Origin of the sequence: Legionella sp. PATHC032, from assembly GCF_026191185.1 — a bacterium.
Classification (GTDB): Bacteria; Pseudomonadota; Gammaproteobacteria; order Legionellales; family Legionellaceae; genus Legionella.
In genome coordinates, this window is record NZ_JAPHOV010000001.1 from 690,464 (window position 1) to 711,877 (window position 21,414).

The window sequence follows — 21,414 nt, forward strand, 5'->3', positions numbered from 1 at the left end:
TAATATTCCTTTACAATTTTGTGATCATCCAAGTACTCTATCCAATCCAGGCAAGTCAATGTCATATCTCAAAACTGTTAAAGCAAAAAACCTATAAAAACAAGATATAATTATATCAATATGATTCAAATGTTTACATTTTTGTTACATTTGAACTACCAGGAAGCATAATCCTTGAACTATTATTAATATGAATAATAGTAAACTTTGAGGACAGGACATGTTAGTAGAATCTGTTATCGGTATAGTGAGAGCCGTCAATGGATTACTTGAAAAAGTAAATGCGCAAGGACAGGCAAGCCTGGTAAAGTCAGGTGCTCGATTAGAGGAAGGGGATGTACTTACTTTATTAAGTGGTCAGGCTTACATACAATTTATTCATGGATTTCCTGAAGCCCTAGCTTTGGGAAAACCGATCAAATTGGATGGTATTTCACCCGCACTGCAAAATGGTGTGGAAGATTTAAATGAGCAACTGGTCCAGGAAGCGATAGCCAAAGGTATTGATCCTTCAGTCATACTTGATGTTCTCGGCTCAGCAGCAGCAGGTGCGGTAGCTGTTGGTTCAGGCGGCGATGCTTTTATTATCGATCCTTTGTTTGGTTTCGGACATGTCACAGCAGGATATCCTACCGGCCCTATTTCCTTTGCTTATGGGGCAGACACTCAGCAATTATTTTGGTTTGTGCCAGAAGAGACAGGGGTGATAGAATCTGAATTGACTCAAGAGCCTGAGTCTACTCCGCAAATTCCTCAATTCACCACAAATCAAGCAGTGCTAACAGTCTTTGAGGATGCATTGCCAAGCGGTATTCCTGATTCAGCAGGACAAGCAAGAACAGCAAGTTCTTCTCTAAGTGCTTTGCTGACCTCTTCACCAGACGTTGCTTCTTCCTTTGCTTTTAATAGTAATTCAAGTTCTCTTCCTACATTAAAATCAGGTGGTATAGACCTTAGTTATGAGTTATCCGCTGATAAACGTACCTTAACCTTAAGAGAATCAAGCACTCAAGGGCCAGGGGCAGAGGTCATGAAATTTGAGCTGACAGCCGATGGGCAGTTAACTCAAACATTAATGAATTCAATTGATCACCCAACAGCTGATAGCGATGACGGCGAATGGATGAGATTAGACCTTTCACCTTTAATTGATGTGACTTTCACAAGAACAAGTGATGGCACTGTTTTAGAGTCAAGAACACTGCCTGCTAATGCAGTTGTTGCAGGAATTCAAGACGATGTTCCAATAGCAAGGGCTCAATTGACCAATAATGAAATCCTGCTGGATGAAACTATAGGAATGAAAGTCGGTGATGCTGATGCAGCTAATGACGATTTTAATCCAACAACTACAGTGGATCCTTTTAATAATATTTATGGTACACCCATAGGTTTGGTGCAAAATGCGAAACTCATTGATACTAGTGCTTCTGAAATGGGGGGGGATTATAAAAATGCAACAATGGCCCATTTGTTAAAAATTACCAATGCGGTTTCAGGATTACAGACAACTGACGGCACTCCTATCAATCTCTTTTTGGAATCTAATGGTGATATTACGGGACGAGCAGGTGACATTGGTGCTCCTGCACTTTTTGCAATTCGCATGAATCCAAATACTGGTGCAATTAGCGTTGCACAGTATGGCCCAATTAAACAATTTGATACCAACAGCCATGATGAAGCAGTTGATTTAACAGGACGCATTTCAGCCGTCGTTACCGCCAAAGACAGTGATGGTGACGAATCTAACGCAGAAATACCGATAGGACAACTGATTATTTTTGCCGACGACGGTCCGAGTGTGACGATGGCGGTGAGCGATAATAATGCGATCACCTTGAACACCCAGGATGCGGAGACGATTGGTGTACTTTCTGACAGCGACAGCGCAAGCTTTGCGGCCGCCTTTGCAGTGACCCCGAATTACGGGGCCGATGGTGCGGGTACGACGGTGACCACTTACGCCTTGAGTGTGTCCGCCCAAGGGGTGGATTCCGGCCTTGATAACAACGGCAACAACATCTACCTGTACAACATCGCAGGTTCTGTGGTGGGTTCGACGTCAGCCACGCAGGCAGGCATTACCACAGGCAACACCATCTTTTCATTGGGTGTGAACAGCAGCAGCGGGGTGGTGACTTTAACGCAACATCAGGAAGTGGACCACGGTTTGCCGGGAGCCAGTTCCAATTACGCGGCTCAGGAAGCGATATTGAATACGGGCCTGGTCTTTTTGAACGCCACCGCAGTGACGACGGATGGGGATGGGGATACGGCGACCGCCAGTGCGTCCTTGGATTTGGGCGGCAATGTGAAGTTTGATGACGACGGTCCGAGCGTGACGATGGCGGTGAGCGATAATAATGCGATCACCTTGAACACCCAGGATGCCGATACGATTGGGGCAGCCAGTGACAGCGACAGCGCAAGCTTTGCGGCCGCCTTTGCAGTGACTCCGAATTACGGGGCCGATGGTGCGGGTACGACGGTGACCACTTACGCCTTGAGTGTGTCCGCCCAAGGGGTGGATTCAGGCCTTGATAACAACGGCAACAACATCTACCTGTACAACATCGCAGGTTCTGTGGTGGGTTCGACGTCAGCCACGCAGGCAGGCATTACCACAGGCAACACCATCTTTTCATTGGGTGTGAACAGCAGCAGCGGGGTGGTGACTTTAACGCAACATCAGGAAGTGGACCACGGTTTGCCGGGAGCCAGTTCCAATTACGCGGCTCAGGAAGCGATATTGAATACGGGCCTGGTCTTTTTGAACGCCACCGCAGTGACGACGGATGGGGATGGGGATACGGCGACCGCCAGTGCGTCCTTGGATTTGGGCGGCAATGTGAAGTTTGATGACGACGGTCCGAGCGTGACGATGGCGGTGAGCGATAATAATGCGATCACCTTGAACACCCAGGATGCCGATACGATTGGGGCAGCCAGTGACAGCGACAGCGCAAGCTTTGCGGCCGCCTTTGCAGTGACTCCGAATTACGGGGCCGATGGTGCGGGTACGACGGTGACCACTTACGCCTTGAGTGTGTCCGCCCAAGGGGTGGATTCCGGCCTTGATAACAACGGCAACAACATCTACCTGTACAACATCGCAGGTTCTGTGGTGGGTTCGACGTCAGCCACGCAGGCGGGCATTACCACAGGCAACACCATCTTTTCATTGGGTGTGAACAGCAGCAGTGGGGTGGTGACTTTAACGCAACATCAGGAAGTGGACCACGGTTTGCCGGGAGCCAGTTCCAATTACGCGGCTCAGGAAGCGATATTGAATACGGGCCTGGTCTTTTTGAACGCCACCGCAGTGACGACGGATGGGGATGGGGATACGGCGACCGCCAGTGCGTCCTTGGATTTGGGCGGCAATGTGAAGTTTGATGACGACGGTCCGAGCGTGACGATGGCGGTGAGCGATAATAATGCGATCACCTTGAACACCCAGGATGCCGATACGATTGGGGCAGCCAGTGACAGCGACAGCGCAAGCTTTGCGGCCGCCTTTGCAGTGACTCCGAATTACGGGGCCGATGGTGCGGGTACGACGGTGACCACTTACGCCTTGAGTGTGTCCGCCCAAGGGGTGGATTCAGGCCTTGATAACAACGGCAACAACATCTACCTGTACAACATCGCAGGTTCTGTGGTGGGTTCGACGTCAGCCACGCAGGCGGGCATTACCACAGGCAACACCATCTTTTCATTGGGTGTGAACAGCAGCAGTGGGGTGGTGACTTTAACGCAACATCAGGAAGTGGACCACGGTTTGCCGGGAGCCAGTTCCAATTACGCGGCTCAGGAAGCGATATTGAATACGGGCCTGGTCTTTTTGAACGCCACCGCAGTGACGACGGATGGGGATGGGGATACGGCGACCGCCAGTGCGTCCTTGGATTTGGGCGGCAATGTGAAGTTTGATGACGACGGTCCGAGCGTGACGATGGCGGTGAGCGATAATAATGCGATCACCTTGAACACCCAGGATGCCGATACGATTGGGGCAGCCAGTGACAGCGACAGCGCAAGCTTTGCGGCCGCCTTTGCAGTGACTCCGAATTACGGGGCCGATGGTGCGGGTACGACGGTGACCACCTACGCCTTGAGTGTGTCCGCCCAAGGGGTGGATTCCGGCCTTGATAACAACGGCAACAACATCTACCTGTACAACATCGCAGGTTCTGTGGTGGGTTCGACATCAGCCACGCAGGCGGGCATTACCACAGGCAACACCATCTTTTCATTGGGTGTGAACAGCAGCAGTGGGGTGGTGACTTTAACGCAACATCAGGAAGTGGACCACGGTTTGCCGGGAGCCAGTTCCAATTACGCGGCTCAGGAAGCGATATTGAATACGGGCCTGGTCTTTTTGAACGCCACCGCAGTGACGACGGATGGGGATGGGGATACGGCGACCGCCAGTGCGTCCTTGGATTTGGGCGGCAATGTGAAGTTTGATGACGACGGTCCGAGCGTGACGATGGCGGTGAGCGATAATAATGCGATCACCTTGAACACCCAGGATGCCGATACGATTGGGGCAGCCAGTGACAGCGACAGCGCAAGCTTTGCGGCCGCCTTTGCAGTGACTCCGAATTACGGGGCCGATGGTGCGGGTACGACGGTGACCACTTACGCCTTGAGTGTGTCCGCCCAAGGGGTGGATTCAGGCCTTGATAACAACGGCAACAACATCTACCTGTACAACATCGCAGGTTCTGTGGTGGGTTCGACATCAGCCACGCAGGCGGGCATTACCACAGGCAACACCATCTTTTCATTGGGTGTGAACAGCAGCAGCGGGGTGGTGACTTTAACGCAACATCAGGAAGTGGACCACGGTTTGCCGGGAGCCAGTTCCAATTACGCGGCTCAGGAAGCGATATTGAATACGGGCCTGGTCTTTTTGAACGCCACCGCAGTGACGACGGATGGGGATGGGGATACGGCGACCGCCAGTGCGTCCTTGGATTTGGGCGGCAATGTGAAGTTTGATGACGACGGTCCGAGCGTGACGATGGCGGTGAGCGATAATAATGCGATCACCTTGAACACCCAGGATGCCGATACGATTGGGGCAGCCAGTGACAGCGACAGCGCAAGCTTTGCGGCCGCCTTTGCAGTGACTCCGAATTACGGGGCCGATGGTGCGGGTACGACGGTGACCACTTACGCCTTGAGTGTGTCCGCCCAAGGGGTGGATTCAGGCCTTGATAACAACGGCAACAACATCTACCTGTACAACATCGCAGGTTCTGTGGTGGGTTCGACGTCAGCCACGCAGGCAGGCATTACCACAGGCAACACCATCTTTTCATTGGGTGTGAACAGCAGCAGCGGGGTGGTGACTTTAACGCAACATCAGGAAGTGGACCACGGTTTGCCGGGAGCCAGTTCCAATTACGCGGCTCAGGAAGCGATATTGAATACGGGCCTGGTCTTTTTGAACGCCACCGCAGTGACGACGGATGGGGATGGGGATACGGCGACCGCCAGTGCGTCCTTGGATTTGGGCGGCAATGTGAAGTTTGATGACGACGGTCCGAGCGTGACGATGGCGGTGAGCGATAATAATGCGATCACCTTGAACACCCAGGATGCCGATACGATTGGGGCAGCCAGTGACAGCGACAGCGCAAGCTTTGCGGCCGCCTTTGCAGTGACTCCGAATTACGGGGCCGATGGTGCGGGTACGACGGTGACCACTTACGCCTTGAGTGTGTCCGCCCAAGGGGTGGATTCAGGCCTTGATAACAACGGCAACAACATCTACCTGTACAACATCGCAGGTTCTGTGGTGGGTTCGACGTCAGCCACGCAGGCGGGCATTACCACAGGCAACACCATCTTTTCATTGGGTGTGAACAGCAGCAGTGGGGTGGTGACTTTAACGCAACATCAGGAAGTGGACCACGGTTTGCCGGGAGCCAGTTCCAATTACGCGGCTCAGGAAGCGATATTGAATACGGGCCTGGTCTTTTTGAACGCCACCGCAGTGACGACGGATGGGGATGGGGATACGGCGACCGCCAGTGCGTCCTTGGATTTGGGCGGCAATGTGAAGTTTGATGACGACGGTCCGAGCGTGACGATGGCGGTGAGCGATAATAATGCGATCACCTTGAACACCCAGGATGCCGATACGATTGGGGCAGCCAGTGACAGCGACAGCGCAAGCTTTGCGGCCGCCTTTGCAGTGACTCCGAATTACGGGGCCGATGGTGCGGGTACGACGGTGACCACTTACGCCTTGAGTGTGTCCGCCCAAGGGGTGGATTCCGGCCTTGATAACAACGGCAACAACATCTACCTGTACAACATCGCAGGTTCTGTGGTGGGTTCGACATCAGCCACGCAGGCGGGCATTACCACAGGCAACACCATCTTTTCATTGGGTGTGAACAGCAGCAGTGGGGTGGTGACTTTAACGCAACATCAGGAAGTGGACCACGGTTTGCCGGGAGCCAGTTCCAATTACGCGGCTCAGGAAGCGATATTGAATACGGGCCTGGTCTTTTTGAACGCCACCGCAGTGACGACGGATGGGGATGGGGATACGGCGACCGCCAGTGCGTCCTTGGATTTGGGCGGCAATGTGAAGTTTGATGACGACGGTCCGAGCGTGACGATGGCGGTGAGCGATAATAATGCGATCACCTTGAACACCCAGGATGCCGATACGATTGGGGCAGCCAGTGACAGCGACAGCGCAAGCTTTGCGGCCGCCTTTGCAGTGACTCCGAATTACGGGGCCGATGGTGCGGGTACGACGGTGACCACTTACGCCTTGAGTGTGTCCGCCCAAGGGGTGGATTCAGGCCTTGATAACAACGGCAACAACATCTACCTGTACAACATCGCAGGTTCTGTGGTGGGTTCGACATCAGCCACGCAGGCGGGCATTACCACAGGCAACACCATCTTTTCATTGGGTGTGAACAGCAGCAGTGGGGTGGTGACTTTAACGCAACATCAGGAAGTGGACCACGGTTTGCCGGGAGCCAGTTCCAATTACGCGGCTCAGGAAGCGATATTGAATACGGGCCTGGTCTTTTTGAACGCCACCGCAGTGACGACGGATGGGGATGGGGATACGGCGACCGCCAGTGCGTCCTTGGATTTGGGCGGCAATGTGAAGTTTGATGACGACGGTCCGAGCGTGACGATGGCGGTGAGCGATAATAATGCGATCACCTTGAACACCCAGGATGCGGAGACGATTGGTGTACTTTCCGACAGCGACAGCGCAAGCTTTGCGGCCGCCTTTGCAGTGACCCCGAATTACGGGGCCGATGGTGCGGGCACGACGGTGACCACCTACGCCTTGAGTGTGTCCGCCCAAGGGGTGGATTCAGGCCTTGATAACAACGGCAACAACATCTACCTGTACAACATCGCAGGTTCTGTGGTGGGTTCGACATCAGCCACGCAGGCAGGCATTACCACAGGCAACACCATCTTTTCATTGGGTGTGAACAGCAGCAGTGGGGTGGTGACTTTAACGCAACATCAGGAAGTGGACCACGGTTTGCCGGGAGCCAGTTCCAATTACGCGGCTCAGGAAGCGATATTGAATACGGGCCTGGTCTTTTTGAACGCCACCGCAGTGACGACGGATGGGGATGGGGATACGGCGACCGCCAGTGCGTCCTTGGATTTGGGCGGCAATGTGAAGTTTGATGACGACGGTCCGAGCGTGACGATGGCGGTGAGCGATAATAATGCGATCACCTTGAACACCCAGGATGCCGATACGATTGGGGCAGCCAGTGACAGCGACAGCGCAAGCTTTGCGGCCGCCTTTGCAGTGACTCCGAATTACGGGGCCGATGGTGCGGGTACGACGGTGACCACTTACGCCTTGAGTGTGTCCGCCCAAGGGGTGGATTCAGGCCTTGATAACAACGGCAACAACATCTACCTGTACAACATAGCAGGTTCTGTGGTGGGTTCGACATCAGCCACGCAGGCGGGCATTACCACAGGCAACACCATCTTTTCATTGGGTGTGAACAGCAGCAGTGGGGTGGTGACTTTAACGCAACATCAGGAAGTGGACCACGGTTTGCCGGGAGCCAGTTCCAATTACGCGGCTCAGGAAGCGATATTGAATACGGGCCTGGTCTTTTTGAACGCCACCGCAGTGACGACGGATGGGGATGGGGATACGGCGACCGCCAGCGCGTCTTTGGATTTGGGCGGCAATGTGAAGTTTGATGACGACGGTCCGAGCGTGACGATGGCGGTGAGCGATAATAATGCGATCACCTTGAACACCCAGGATGCGGAGACGATTGGTGTACTTTCCGACAGCGACAGCGCAAGCTTTGCGGCCGCCTTTGCAGTGACCCCGAATTACGGGGCCGATGGTGCGGGTACGACGGTGACCACCTACGCCTTGAGTGTGTCCGCCCAAGGGGTGGATTCCGGCCTTGATAACAACGGCAACAACATCTACCTGTACAACATCGCAGGTTCTGTGGTGGGTTCGACATCAGCCACGCAGGCAGGCATTACCACAGGCAACACCATCTTTTCATTGGGTGTGAACAGCAGCAGTGGGGTGGTGACTTTAACGCAACATCAGGAAGTGGACCACGGTTTGCCGGGAGCCAGTTCCAATTACGCGGCTCAGGAAGCGATATTGAATACGGGCCTGGTCTTTTTGAACGCCACCGCAGTGACGACGGATGGGGATGGGGATACGGCGACCGCCAGTGCGTCCTTGGATTTGGGCGGCAATGTGAAGTTTGATGACGACGGTCCGAGCGTGACGATGGCGGTGAGCGATAATAATGCGATCACCTTGAACACCCAGGATGCGGAGACGATTGGTGTACTTTCCGACAGCGACAGCGCAAGCTTTGCGGCCGCCTTTGCAGTGACCCCGAATTACGGGGCCGATGGTGCGGGCACGACGGTGACCACCTACGCCTTGAGTGTGTCCGCCCAAGGGGTGGATTCAGGCCTTGATAACAACGGCAACAACATCTACCTGTACAACATCGCAGGTTCTGTGGTGGGTTCGACATCAGCCACGCAGGCAGGCATTACCACAGGCAACACCATCTTTTCATTGGGTGTGAACAGCAGCAGTGGGGTGGTGACTTTAACGCAACATCAGGAAGTGGACCACGGTTTGCCGGGAGCCAGTTCCAATTACGCGGCTCAGGAAGCGATATTGAATACGGGCCTGGTCTTTTTGAACGCCACCGCAGTGACGACGGATGGGGATGGGGATACGGCGACCGCCAGTGCGTCCTTGGATTTGGGCGGCAATGTGAAATTCGACGACGACGGTCCTGTTGCATCAAATATAACCAGATCAGGATTAGCAAATGAAGGTGCTGATACAAACCTTATGCTAATTCTTGATACTTCAGGAAGTATGGCGGGTTCAGGAATTCAAACCTTAATTAATTCGACTTTGGAATTACTTGAGCGATATGAGGCGCTTGGTAACGTAAAAGTACGTATTGTAACTTTCAACACAAGTGCAACGGCTATTGGCTCTGTTTGGATGACCGTAGATGCAGCTAAAAATGCACTCCTTGGACTTACTACAGGAGGCAATACAAATTTTGATGCGGCGCTTATTACAGCTATGAATGCATTTAATTCTGGTACTGTTGGTGGAGCTGATGGAAGAATAGCGGGAGCACAAAATGTGTCGTATTTTATCTCTGATGGTAATCCAACGGTTAATCAAGATTGGCCTAGTATTCCAGGTACATTAACACAAAATGGGATTCAGCCAAGTGAGCAAGCAGCATGGGAAGCTTTCCTGCAAGACACTAATGGTACATCTGCTGGTGGCGAAAAAATTAGATCTTATGCCTTAGGCATGGGTACAGGGATTACTGTCAGCAATCTTGAGCCTATAGGATTTAATGGGGTAAATGGTACAGATATTCCTGCTGTTGTCGTTACAGATATTAGTCAACTAGATAGTGTATTAGCAAGTACAATTACTGCAAGCCCAATTAGCGGTACTTTGATCTCAGATCCTAACCCTGGTGTTAGCTTTGGAGCTGATGGAGGGCACGTTCAATCTATTACAGTGAATGGTATAACTTATACTGTTAATGCAAATCTTAGTTCTCTTTCTACAAGTGGCTCTGCTACTCAAGGATCAAATACTCATTCCTACGATAATTCAACGCATGTGTTAACAGTAACAATTAGTACGGGTGAATCGCTTACCATAGATATGGATAATGGTAGTTATACATTTACACCACCAGCAAATATTACCAGCTCAATAAACCGCATAATCAACTATGTTCTAGTTGATGGTGATGGTGATACTGCTGCTGCGACAATTACTTTTAACATAGATATTTCTGGATTGAATGATCCGTTGGTAGTTCGTGATGATTTAGTTCTTACCAATCAACCCGCTGTAGGTGGTAGAGATGTCATTTCTATACCGACATGGGCATTACTGGCTAATGATACGGGTGGAAGTGGTGTGTCTACAGTCGACAGTGTGACAAATCCAGCTGCTGAAGGTACTGTAGTTATCGATGCTGGTTCTGTAGATTTTACCGAAGAATCTAATAGTGCAGCGGATGGTACCTACAATGGAAGTACATCTGATCCTTTTAGGTACACTAATATGACAGGTTCGGAATCAGGAACTGCAAAGGTTGATCTCAATCGAGCGCAAGCTGGAGAAGGATCTTTAGATGGAACATTCAGAAATGAGATTTTATTGGGTCGTGATAATTCTGTTGACACAATAAGCGGTAATGATGGTAACGATATACTGATTGGACTAGGGGGGAATGATATTTTAAATGGTGGTAGTGGCGATGATATTCTTGCAGGTGGCGCTGGTAATGATATGTTAGATGGTGGTGCAGGCAATGATACAGCTACTTATATTGATGCTACTGCAGGTGTCACGGTTTCCTTAAATACCAGTTCTGCACAAAATACTGTTGGTGCAGGAACGGATACACTTACCAATATAGAAAATCTGACCGGTTCCAAATTTAATGATACTCTAACTGGAAACAATAGTGCGAATACAATCAAAGGATTGGAGGGTAATGACACAATAAGTGGATTAGGTGGAAATGATATTTTAGATGGTGGTGCCGGAGACGATGTCATTATTGGTGGGTTGGGTGATGACAGACTCACTGGAGGCTCAGGCGCTGATCAATTCATACTTGTGAAAGGACAAGGTGGTGCTAGTGCAGGCGCAGCTCCGATCGACACTATCACAGACTTTGAAGTGAACATTGATAAGATTGTTATCAATGGTAATAACATTACTGGTGTTAGTGTTTCCACCCCTGTCTCTAACACTTATACCATTACGGTTAATTATTCTGATGCTGCTACGGAACACTTTAAGGTGACATTATCCAATGGTGCTTTATTGAATGATTCTGGAAAAACTCATTTGAACGGAGTGGTTATAAGCGGCGGCACAGCTACTATTGATGGAACAATCGTTGGCGCAGTTTTGTATCTGGATTTGAATGCCAATAATCAGGAAGATGAAGGCGAACGGCTTGGTATCACTGACCAGTATGGCCATGTGGAATGGGTCGTTGACCTTTCTAAATTTGATGTCAATGGTGATGGCCAGTATGTTATAGGCGAGGCGCGTGCTGTCCAGACAGGTGGTTTTGATATAGATACAGGATTAAGTTATGAAATTAATCTTTATGGGCCAGTAGGTTCAGCAGTCATATCACCACTGACAAGCCTCTTGCAAGCTCAGTTAGAAGCTGGTATGGATTATGAGACAGCTAATGCTGCTTTGGTCGCGCGCTTGGGACTGCCTGAGGGAACACAAATTATCAGTTTCAATCCCATTACTGGCAGTGGTGAAGTCTTGGCTCAAAACGCAGGTGTAATGACCGCGGCCATTCAGTTTGCTGAAATAGCCGCAATACACTATTCAACCGATGAAAGCCATGTTTCATTCGCTGTCTTTGAGGCCATTAGTAAAGCATTACTTGATCTTCCGGAAGGGATAGTCGCTGATTTTAGCGATCAGGGTTTCTTACAGTCTATTTCAAATCATCTGGGATTAGATACTCTGGTTACAGCGGATATCATTGATTATATGGCGAACAGCCAGAAAGCGTTAGAGGCTAGTATTTTGACTCTTGCGCCCGGAGAAGATGCTCTGACTGCCATCAGTAAGATACAGCATGTCACGCAAGGCGTATACGCTCAAGTTATAGAAATGGCATTGATAGGTTATTTACCACTCGATACCCTTAAAGACATGAGTGCCGTACTTAAGGCTTATGTTGATGGAGATATTACGGATGAACAACTTAATTCCTTTGAAGACAAACTTTCCGCTGTGGTTGTGAATTGGGAAGATAATAATGTTACGGACACATCTCATCAGGCTGCATTGCAAACAGAACATACTGCTGATGACTTTTTAGCCAAATCAGAGGTTAATCATGAATTGGCGCAAGAAGTTAATGCCGTGATCAATGATTTTATGGATGAACATAATATTTCTCTCTACTATTATGATCAACAGACTCAAATGACACAGGAATCACAAGAAGAACAACAGCCAGAAGAGGCTCAGGCTGAAGAGACGACAATGCATGACGACGTTGTTCAAGATCTGTTGCTTGATGATCATAGTCTTACCATGTTGGCTAATAATCCCGAATTAAATGGTGGTAATGGCAATGATGTTCTGCATGGCACCACTGGAAATGATTTTATAAGAGGCGGCCAGGGAAATGATATGATGACAGGTGGTGGTGGTGTTGATACCTTTTTCTGGTTAAATGGCGATGATGATGGTGGTGTAGATACCATAACTGATTTCAAGGCCAATCCTGTCGATCAATCATCAGATGCCAGTGTTCTTAATTTAAGTGATTTGCTATCTGATGCGGATCTGGAAACCAATAGTTTGGATAATTATTTGAATGTTTCTACCACAGAAGAGGGTGACACAGCCATTAAAGTAGATCCTAATGGCAATGGAAATTTTGATGCCCCAGCGCAAACCATTATATTACAGGATGTGGATTTAACAGCGGTTTTCGCTACCAACAATTCGCATGATATTGTGAATCAAATGATCGCTAATGGAAACTTGATAGTAGAACAGTAAGATGAACTCATTGCATTGGTGAATACTAAGTTCACCAATGTGTTATGAATTAGAAAATATCCTCGCGACATTTTTCTCGCTGCTATATACTCATACGTTCATTCAATAATAAGCCTTGCAATTCATTTTGCGTTGTTAACATGATGAAAAAAGGCAAGAAACGCTATGGAGCAGTATCATGTCTAATCCTTATGTCTTGGTTTTATACTATTCCCGCACTGGTGCAACAGCACAATTAGCACAATATATTGCACGTGGAGTGGAAAGTGTGTCTGGGATTGAAGCCAGGTTACGTACTGTTCCTCCTGTTTCTACCACCTGCGAAGCAGTGGATAAACCTGTCCCTGATACTGGAGCAATTTATGTTTCTTTGGATGATTTGCGTCATTGTCATGGTTTGGCTTTAGGCAGCCCGACTCGCTTTGGTAATATGGCTGCTCCAATGAAATATTTTTGGGATGGAACGACTTCTTTATGGCTGGGAGGAGATTTGGTAAACAAACCAGCTTGTGTGTTTTCTTCTTCAGCAAGTATGCACGGTGGACAGGAGACGACTTTGATTTCCATGATGATTCCTTTGTTGCATCATGGCATGATTTTATTGGGTGTTCCCTATACTGAACCAGTCCTAACCAATACGCAGTCTGGCGGCACACCTTATGGAGTAACCCATGTGGCTGGTGCTGATAGCGATAATCCATTAAGCCAGGATGAGATCACATTGGCTAAAGCAATGGGGGAAAGACTAGGACGTATAGCAATGGGACTGAAGGTTTGAGAGGGTTTGGATGTTTATTTCCCCTCTCCCTTACCCTCTCCCCAAAGGGGCGAGGGGATCCTTAATGAAACTAAAGCTTTCTTAAAGTTGATGGTTATGTGAGTTGATTGATACTGATATTTAAACAAAAACTCCCTCTCCCGCGAAAGAAATTGTATAAAAAATTAGGTTATGATTCGCGGGAGAGGGGTGGGGAGAGGGAAATAAGTGGTTCCAACTGATGCTAAATTATTGAAACAAGCAAGATCTCTTCGGAAAAGGAGCACTGATGTTGAAAAATGTTTATGGTACTATCTAAGAGCGCATCGATTAAAAGGATATAAATTTAAAAGACAAGTTCCTATCGGAAATTATATTGTCGATTTTGTTTGTATTCAGAGAAAACTCATTGTTGAATTGGATGGTGGGCAACATCTTCTAAATAAAGAGTATGATAAAGACAGGACTACCTATTTTAGTTCATTGGGTTATAAGGTTTTGCGGTTTTGGAATGATGATGTCTTATTGAGAACAGGGGATGTACTTGAGAGTATTGTCGGATGTTTAGAAGAATCATAAGTTTGGTAAAATTAATATTTAACCGTTCAGTAATGACAGCGGAGTAGCCTAAGTAATGAAAGTAATTAGTTTTAACGCCAATGGTATACGCTCTTCTGCCCGTAATGGATTTTATGATTGGTTTGCAGGGCAGGATGCCGATTTTGTTTGTATTCAGGAAACGAAATCACAAGTCGAGCAATTAATTCCGGAAGAACTCTATTTTCCAAGGGATTATTTTTGTGATTATTTTGATGCTGAAAAGAAAGGCTACAGTGGGGTAGCCATTTATTCAAAATACAAACCCGTGCGTATTGTGAAAGGGCTGGGGTTTGATTATTGTGATAAAGAGGGGCGTTATATCCAATTTGATTACCCTAAATTAAGTGTGATTTCTCTTTATTTGCCTTCTGGAACAAGTGGGGAGGATCGGCAGGAAGTGAAATATGCGTTTCTGGGGCAATTTGCCAGACACTTGATGAGTTTAAAAAATGAGGGGAGAGAGTTAATCATTTGTGGTGATTACAATATTGCTCATAAAAAGATAGATTTAAAAAATTGGCGAGGAAATCAGAAAAACTCGGGATTTTTACCCGAAGAGCGTGCCTGGATGGATGAATTGTTTGGTGCTATGGGGTTTGTAGATGCTTTTAGGGTACATAATCAGGAAGAAGAACAATACACCTGGTGGTCTTATCGGGCTAGAGCCTGGGAAAAAAATGTGGGGTGGCGGATTGATTATCAGGTGATTACGCCTGGCCTGACTGAATGTGTAGCAGACAGCCGAATTTTTCGTGAAGCGCGTTTTTCAGATCATGCCCCCTTAATGATTGAATACAAGGGAGACTGGTGTGTTTAAACTCGCTAGCTGGAATGTTAATTCATTAAAAGTCCGTCTGGAACAGGTGTTGGAATGGCTCGAGTCAACACAAGTTGATGTGCTTGCCATGCAAGAGACTAAGTTGACTGATGAGAATTTTCCTGCGGCTTCATTTACAGACAAAGGCTATCAAGTCATTTTTTCAGGCCAGAAAACATATAATGGAGTGGCTATTGTTAGTCGACATCCTATGACTGATATTCAAACCGATATTCCAGAATTGGAAGATCCTCAGCGGCGTATCCTGGCTGCTACGGTAAAAGGTATAAGATTGATTAACCTTTATGTACCTAATGGAGGAGAGCTGATCTCAGACAAGTACCAATATAAACTGGATTGGTTAAACAAAGTTACTCATTTCATTCAACATCAGTTAAGTATTTATTCCAAAGTAGCAGTTGTAGGTGATTTTAATATTGCACCTGAAGACAGGGATGTCCATGATCCAGTTGAGTGGGAGGGTTGTGTTTTGGTCAGTCCTGCTGAAAGGCAAGCATTCATGAAGATACTTGAACTGGGTTTACATGACAGTTTCCGTAATTTTTCTCAGGAAGAAAAAGCGTTTAGCTGGTGGGATTATAGAGCCGCAGCATTCCGACGTAATCGCGGTTTGCGCATTGATCATGTGCTATTGAGCCATGAGTTAAACGCCTTATGCCGACAATCCAAAATTGATAAAGAGCCAAGAAAAGTAGAGAGGCCATCTGATCATGCACCGGTTTGGGTTGAGTTAGAGTTATAAATGTCTGAGCTGTTTGAGAAAAAATTGCTTTATGAGATCATTTCTGCTATTGTTTTGACTCATTTGTGTAGAGTATGGTGCTTGGCAATAGAGTCCAGGTGGCGATACTTATTTGAAACTAGAAGAGAGTGGTATTATGAAAGCATCAGTTCATCCTGATTATCAAACAGTTAAAGTAACATGCAGCTGTGGTGAAGTATTTGAAACTCGTTCTACTTTGTGTAAAGATTTGAACATAGAAGTGTGTTCAATGTGCCATCCTTTTTATACAGGCAAACAAAAGTTGGTTGATACTGGTGGTCGTGTTCAGAAATTCCGTGACAGGTATAATATGCGTACTGGACAAGCCAAATCAAAAGAATAATATTTTAATTCTTGGATTTTTAATAAAGGCACAATTTTTTTGTGCCTTTTCTCTAAGAGAAGATTAAAAATTCAAATTTTTAATATGATGTTTTCACCGCGTGATCTGAAATAGAGAGTATGCACTTTGGATAATGAAGTAATAAAGCAGCGGGCATTGGATTATCATGAGTTCCCTGTTCCTGGGAAACTCTCTGTTCATCTTACAAAATCGACTAATTCTCAAGATGATTTGTCTTTGGCCTACACGCCGGGTGTCGCTGCTCCAGTTTTAGCTATAGCGGAAGCGCCCGAAAACGCTTATCGTTTTACCAGTAAAGGCAATCTGGTTGCGGTGATGACCAATGGCACTGCAGTGCTAGGTTTAGGGAATCTTGGACCTTTAGCGAGTAAGCCTGTAATGGAAGGCAAAGCGGTATTATTTAAACGATTTGCCGATCTTGATGTCTTTGATATAGAAATCGATGCAGAGGATCCACAGTCTTTTATTGCTACTGCAAAACGGATTGCCCCGACTTTTGGCGGCATAAATCTGGAAGACATCAAAGCCCCAGAGTGTTTTGAAATAGAACAAGCTTTGATTGAGCAGTTAAATATTCCTGTATTCCATGATGATCAGCATGGTACTGCCATTGTAGTTGCAGCTGGCTTGTTAAACGCTTTGGAACTACAGAACAAGAAATTAAGCGACATTAAAATTGTCTGCATGGGTGCTGGAGCTGCTGGCATTGCTTCTATGCGACTTCTTGTGGCATTAGGAGCTTCCAAAAGCAATATGCTTCTTCTGGACACCAAGGGAGTTATTCATTCAGGCAGAGAGGATTTAAATCCCTATAAGTTTGCTTTTGCCAGAAATACTTCCTGTCGAACACTGGAAGATGCTTTGGTCGATGCTGATGTGTTTATTGGCGTTGCAAGGCCAGATTTGCTGAATGCCCATTTATTAAGTTTGATGGCGCCCAATCCGGTGATTTTTGCTTTATCTAACCCTGATCCTGAAATCAAACCCGAATTGGCTCATAGTGTGCGTAAAGATCTGGTGATGGCAACAGGCCGAAGTGATTATCCTAATCAAGTTAATAATGTATTATGCTTTCCTTATATTTTTCGTGGTGCGTTAGATGTACGTGCCACTTGCATTAACCAGGCCATGCAAATTGCAGCTGTTGAAGCCATTCGTCAATTGGTGCATGAGCCTGTTCCTCAGGTAGTGAAGGACAATTACCCAGGAGTTGTGAATTGGGATTTTGGACCTGACTATATTATTCCAAAGCCTATCGATCCTCGTCTTAAGGAGAGGGTTCCTGCTGCTGTAGCGAAAGCTGCAATAGCGAGTGGCGCAAGTCAATTTAATAATTTATAAGGTAATAACGCCTTATAGAAGTAGGCAGTTTAGGTCTTAATAGCGTTTAAATGAAGGATATCTTGGAAAGTTCTTTGGAAACCATCCGCTGGTTTTCTGGAAAGCTGCAAGGTAAGCTTTTATGTGCTTATTAAGATATGCTGGGATGCAGAAATGGGAACTAAGATAGGATTTAAGAATACTTGACTAATTGTTAAGGAGATAATTTTGCATACTGAAAACCGAACTAACTATGCAATGATAGGATGGCTACTTTGTGGGCTAGGGGCAATATTTTATAGTTATGAGTATTTGTTACGCATTGCACCAAGTGTAATGGAAAATGCGTTAAGGACTCATTTTAATTTATCGGCGTCTGGTTTTGGCTTCCTTTCTTCAATTTATTATCTAGCTTATGTTCCTATGCAATTGCCAGTTGGGGTTTTATTGGACAGATATGGGCCGAAAAGACTGTTAACAATGGCTTGTTTGGTATGCGTTATTGGAACGTATATGTTTACTGGGACAACTATTTTTTGGGTAGCCGCAACCGGTCGCTTTTTAGTTGGATTTGGCTCCGCTTTCGCCTTTGTCGGTGTGTTAAAGATCGCAACTCTTTGGTTACCTGAAAATCGATTGGCCATGATATCTGGCATGACGTCCGCATTAGGACCCATCGGTGCTATGCTGGGCGATAACTTTCTGGAATTGTTCATCGTTAAAATGGGTTGGGTTAAGACACTTAACATGACAGCAGCTTTTGGTATTGTATTGACTTTAGTCTTGTGGGTAGGGATCAAAGATAGGAAAGGGCACCATAGGCAAAGTGGAACAGTACCTACTCTTAAGAAAGGGTTAGTTGATCTGGGTATTATTATTACCAGCCGACAGATATGGGTTAACGGAATGTATGGTTGTTTAGTCTATCTGCCTACTACGGTTTTTGCAGAATTGTGGGGTATTCCCTATTTACACCATGCCCATGGTTTAACAACCCAAGCAGCAGGATTAGCTAACTCTATACTATTTTTGGGATTCATTATTGGTGCTCCAATAATGGGATATATTTCAGATCGCTTGTATCGACGTAAATTCCCAATGTTAATTGGTGCTAGTGGTGCTGCAATTGTCATGATGATGATTTTATATTTGCCCGGGTTAAATGAATCCAATATTCAGGCGTTAATGTTTTTATTAGGATTGCTTTATAGTGCTCAAGCCATCGTTTTTGCTGTAGGTAGAGAGTTGAGTCCTGGTGAGGCAGCTGGAACAGCAATGGCGGTGACTAACATGATAGTCATGCTTGGCGCAATGTTTTTGCAACCGTTGGTAGGACATTTATTAGACTTCAGCTTATCAACTCATTTAAGTGATGCTACTGGTATTGCAGTGGATAACATGAGTAAACTATATACTGTAGATGATTATCAGTTTGCCTTATCCATAATTCCATTGGGTATACTGATAGCAGCCATTTTAACTTTCTTTCTAAAAGAAACTCATGCAAAAGCACCTAAATAATATGACTACTAAAAAACAAATTTCATATGGTGTCCTGGTTTGTTTTGTCGGGGCTGTTTTTTACTGTTATGAATTTATCCTCAGAATTGTTCCAGGAGCTTTGCAAACGGAGTTAAGTACGGCATTGGGACATATTTCTGCTACCACTTTTGGGCAGATTTCAGCCCTGTATTATTTTGCATATTCGCCCATGCAAATGCCAGTAGGGATGTTAATGGATCGCTATGGGCCGAGACGACTTTTAACTTTTGCCTGCTTGTGTTGTGCCTTAGGTTCCTGGATGTTTACTTTGACCTGGTCAATTCTACTGGTGGGTATTGGTCGATTCCTGGTGGGATTTGGTTCATCCTTTGCTTTTGTTGGTGTTTTATCTCTGGCCTTGCATTGGCTGCCACGCCGTTATTTTTCTTTAGTGGCTGGTTTGATTACTACCCTAGGTATGCTAGGACTAGTTTATGGTGAAATCAAAATAACCGAATGGTCTGAGATCATAGGTTGGGATCATGTTTTAATGCACATTGCAATGATCGGTTCTGCGTTGTGTATCTTAACATTCTTTGTCGTTAGAGATGGTCCAGAAGGATATCAGCCCAACAAATATCCTTGGCCTGAGTTTTTTCATAATGTGCTTAAGGTACTTATGTCTCATGAAGTGTGGCTTATTGGATTTGTTGGAGCCTGTCTTTATACTTCATTATCAGTATTTGGAGAGCTGTGGGGTAAAACTTATTTGGAGCAAGCTCATCATTTAACCAAAGTCGAAGCTGCAAAAACTGTTTCTGCTGTTTTTCTTGGATGGGCAGTAGGAGCTCCGTTGGCTGGGTACATATCCGATATTACACGCAGGCGATTGCTGCCTTTGGTGATTGGTGCGATAGTATCGTTAATATGCATTAGCTTTGTTTTGTATTGCCCCGGGCTATCCTATCTTACCTTGAATATATTGTTATTCTTGTATGGTGTTTTCAGTGCGACTGAAATTATAGTTTTTATTATGGCTAAGGAATGTAGCGGTGCCAAATTATCAGGGACAGTTTTTGCAGTAACCAATATGATTATTTCTCTGGCTGGTGCTGTTTTTCAACCGCTTGTGGGAAAGTTACTGGATACATTTGGCGATAGCGGTATAGTGGCAGGTGAACATATCTATACTGTTGATGATTATCAAGTCGCACTTTCGATACTACCTATTTCATTACTTTTGGTAACTATTCTGGCTTTCTTTATTAAAGACAAAGACCACTCCAATAACTCTTAATCCCTGACAAAGATTCTTCTTTGTTTTTGTCAGGATGGACAGTTGAATATCGCAATCAGCTCTTTAACAGGTAGCCGCAACTGACTTCTGCAGCTTATCCAGCGCGGCACATAGAAACTCTTTATTTGTGCTTTTTTGTAATGATGTCGTGTAAATTCAGTATCATGATTCGATATAACGACAGGAATTCCTTTGGAGGCTGTTTCCTGGGCTAATTCTGCCAGTTCAATTTGATCTTCTAAAGAAAATAATTTTTGGTTATAGGGTAATGTTTGATTGTTTGCGGTTAGTGGCACATAGGGTGGGTCACAGTAAATGACATCCCCAGGTTCAGCTAAAGCAAAAGTGTTTCTAAAATCGCTGTGAATGAACTGGGCCGAAGGGCATTTTTTATAAAACAGCACCATTTCCTTACGTGGAAAATAAGGTTTTTCGTAAAGACCAAAAGGCACATTGTATTTTCCTTTTGAATTGTATCGGCACAAACCATTATATCCATGCCGATTAAGATAGAGAAAAACTGCTGATTTTTGATTTAAATCCATTAAATTATTAAATTCACTTCGCAGTTCATAATATTTTTCTTTGCAATTGGCTTCAGGGGTAAAATATTGCTGACAATAGTCTATAAAAGATTCGCCATTTACTTGTAGAATTTTATAAATATTAATCAAGTCAGAATTGCTTTCAGCCAGTAGATAGGATGAGTAGCTGGCATTCATAAAAACCACACCTGAACCTGCAAATGGCTCAATTAAACGCTGACCAGTGGGTAAAGACGAGATAATTTCATTTAAACAATTGTACTTACTTCCTGCCCATTTCAGAAAAGGTCTGATTTTTACCATAACTTATAAAATCAATATT

At 46.1% G+C, this 21,414-nt stretch carries 10 protein-coding genes; 9 read left to right on the top strand and 1 reads right to left on the bottom strand.

What is annotated here, in order from left to right:
* Positions 1–220: 220 nt before the first annotated feature.
* From rtxA to OQJ02_RS03295, 9 genes are all read left to right on the top strand, one after another.
* On the top strand, positions 221–13,126 hold the full coding sequence (gene rtxA / locus OQJ02_RS03250; protein WP_322783368.1) for an enhanced entry virulence factor RtxA: 12,906 nt from the start codon (positions 221–223) through the stop codon (positions 13,124–13,126).
* A 178-nt stretch (positions 13,127–13,304) separates the two neighbouring features.
* A complete protein-coding gene (gene wrbA / locus OQJ02_RS03260; protein ID WP_265717847.1) occupies positions 13,305–13,904 on the top strand; it encodes an NAD(P)H:quinone oxidoreductase in 600 nt (199 codons plus the stop codon).
* 207 nt (positions 13,905–14,111) lie between these two features.
* Positions 14,112–14,462 carry an endonuclease domain-containing protein gene (locus OQJ02_RS03265; RefSeq protein ID WP_265717848.1) on the top strand — a complete coding sequence of 117 codons (351 nt, stop codon included), beginning with the start codon at positions 14,112–14,114 and terminating at the stop codon, positions 14,460–14,462.
* A gap of 55 nt (positions 14,463–14,517) precedes the next feature.
* Positions 14,518–15,300 (top strand): exodeoxyribonuclease III, encoded by a 783-nt coding sequence (locus tag OQJ02_RS03270; protein WP_265717849.1) that lies wholly within the window; start codon positions 14,518–14,520, stop codon positions 15,298–15,300.
* The gene (gene xth / locus OQJ02_RS03275; RefSeq protein WP_265717850.1) at positions 15,293–16,063 is read left to right on the top strand and encodes an exodeoxyribonuclease III; all 771 of its coding nucleotides are present in this window, start codon (positions 15,293–15,295) and stop codon (positions 16,061–16,063) included. The genes OQJ02_RS03270 and xth overlap by 8 nt, the downstream gene beginning before the upstream one ends.
* Before the next feature lie 136 nt (positions 16,064–16,199).
* On the top strand, positions 16,200–16,427 hold the full coding sequence (gene rpmE / locus OQJ02_RS03280) for a 50S ribosomal protein L31 (protein ID WP_010946387.1): 228 nt from the start codon (positions 16,200–16,202) through the stop codon (positions 16,425–16,427).
* 126 nt (positions 16,428–16,553) lie between these two features.
* The gene (locus OQJ02_RS03285; protein ID WP_265717851.1) at positions 16,554–17,789 is read left to right on the top strand and encodes a malic enzyme-like NAD(P)-binding protein; all 1,236 of its coding nucleotides are present in this window, start codon (positions 16,554–16,556) and stop codon (positions 17,787–17,789) included.
* Between the two features lie 207 nt (positions 17,790–17,996).
* Entirely contained in the window at positions 17,997–19,289 is a 1,293-nt protein-coding gene (locus OQJ02_RS03290; RefSeq protein ID WP_265717852.1) for an MFS transporter, read from the top strand.
* Entirely contained in the window at positions 19,270–20,547 is a 1,278-nt protein-coding gene (locus OQJ02_RS03295; RefSeq protein WP_062727231.1) for an MFS transporter, read from the top strand. Before OQJ02_RS03290 ends, OQJ02_RS03295 begins: the two co-directional genes overlap by 20 nt.
* Before the next feature lie 29 nt (positions 20,548–20,576).
* Here OQJ02_RS03295 and OQJ02_RS03300 read toward each other — a convergent pair whose 3' ends face one another.
* Positions 20,577–21,395, bottom strand: a complete 819-nt coding sequence (locus OQJ02_RS03300; protein WP_265717853.1) for a Dam family site-specific DNA-(adenine-N6)-methyltransferase — start codon at positions 21,393–21,395, stop codon at positions 20,577–20,579.
* Positions 21,396–21,414: the final 19 nt, after the last annotated feature.

Bases quoted from the DNA above. Each gene is read 5' to 3' on its own strand.
- rtxA (WP_322783368.1), top strand. From the start codon at position 221: ATGTTAGTAGAATCTGTTATCGGTATAGTGAGAGCCGTCAATGGATTA.
- wrbA (WP_265717847.1), top strand. From the start codon at position 13,305: ATGTCTAATCCTTATGTCTTGGTTTTATACTATTCCCGCACTGGTGCA.
- OQJ02_RS03270 (WP_265717849.1), top strand. From the start codon at position 14,518: ATGAAAGTAATTAGTTTTAACGCCAATGGTATACGCTCTTCTGCCCGT.
- rpmE (WP_010946387.1), top strand. From the start codon at position 16,200: ATGAAAGCATCAGTTCATCCTGATTATCAAACAGTTAAAGTAACATGC.
- OQJ02_RS03295 (WP_062727231.1), top strand. From the start codon at position 19,270: ATGCAAAAGCACCTAAATAATATGACTACTAAAAAACAAATTTCATAT.
- OQJ02_RS03300 (WP_265717853.1), bottom strand. From the start codon at position 21,395: ATGGTAAAAATCAGACCTTTTCTGAAATGGGCAGGAAGTAAGTACAAT.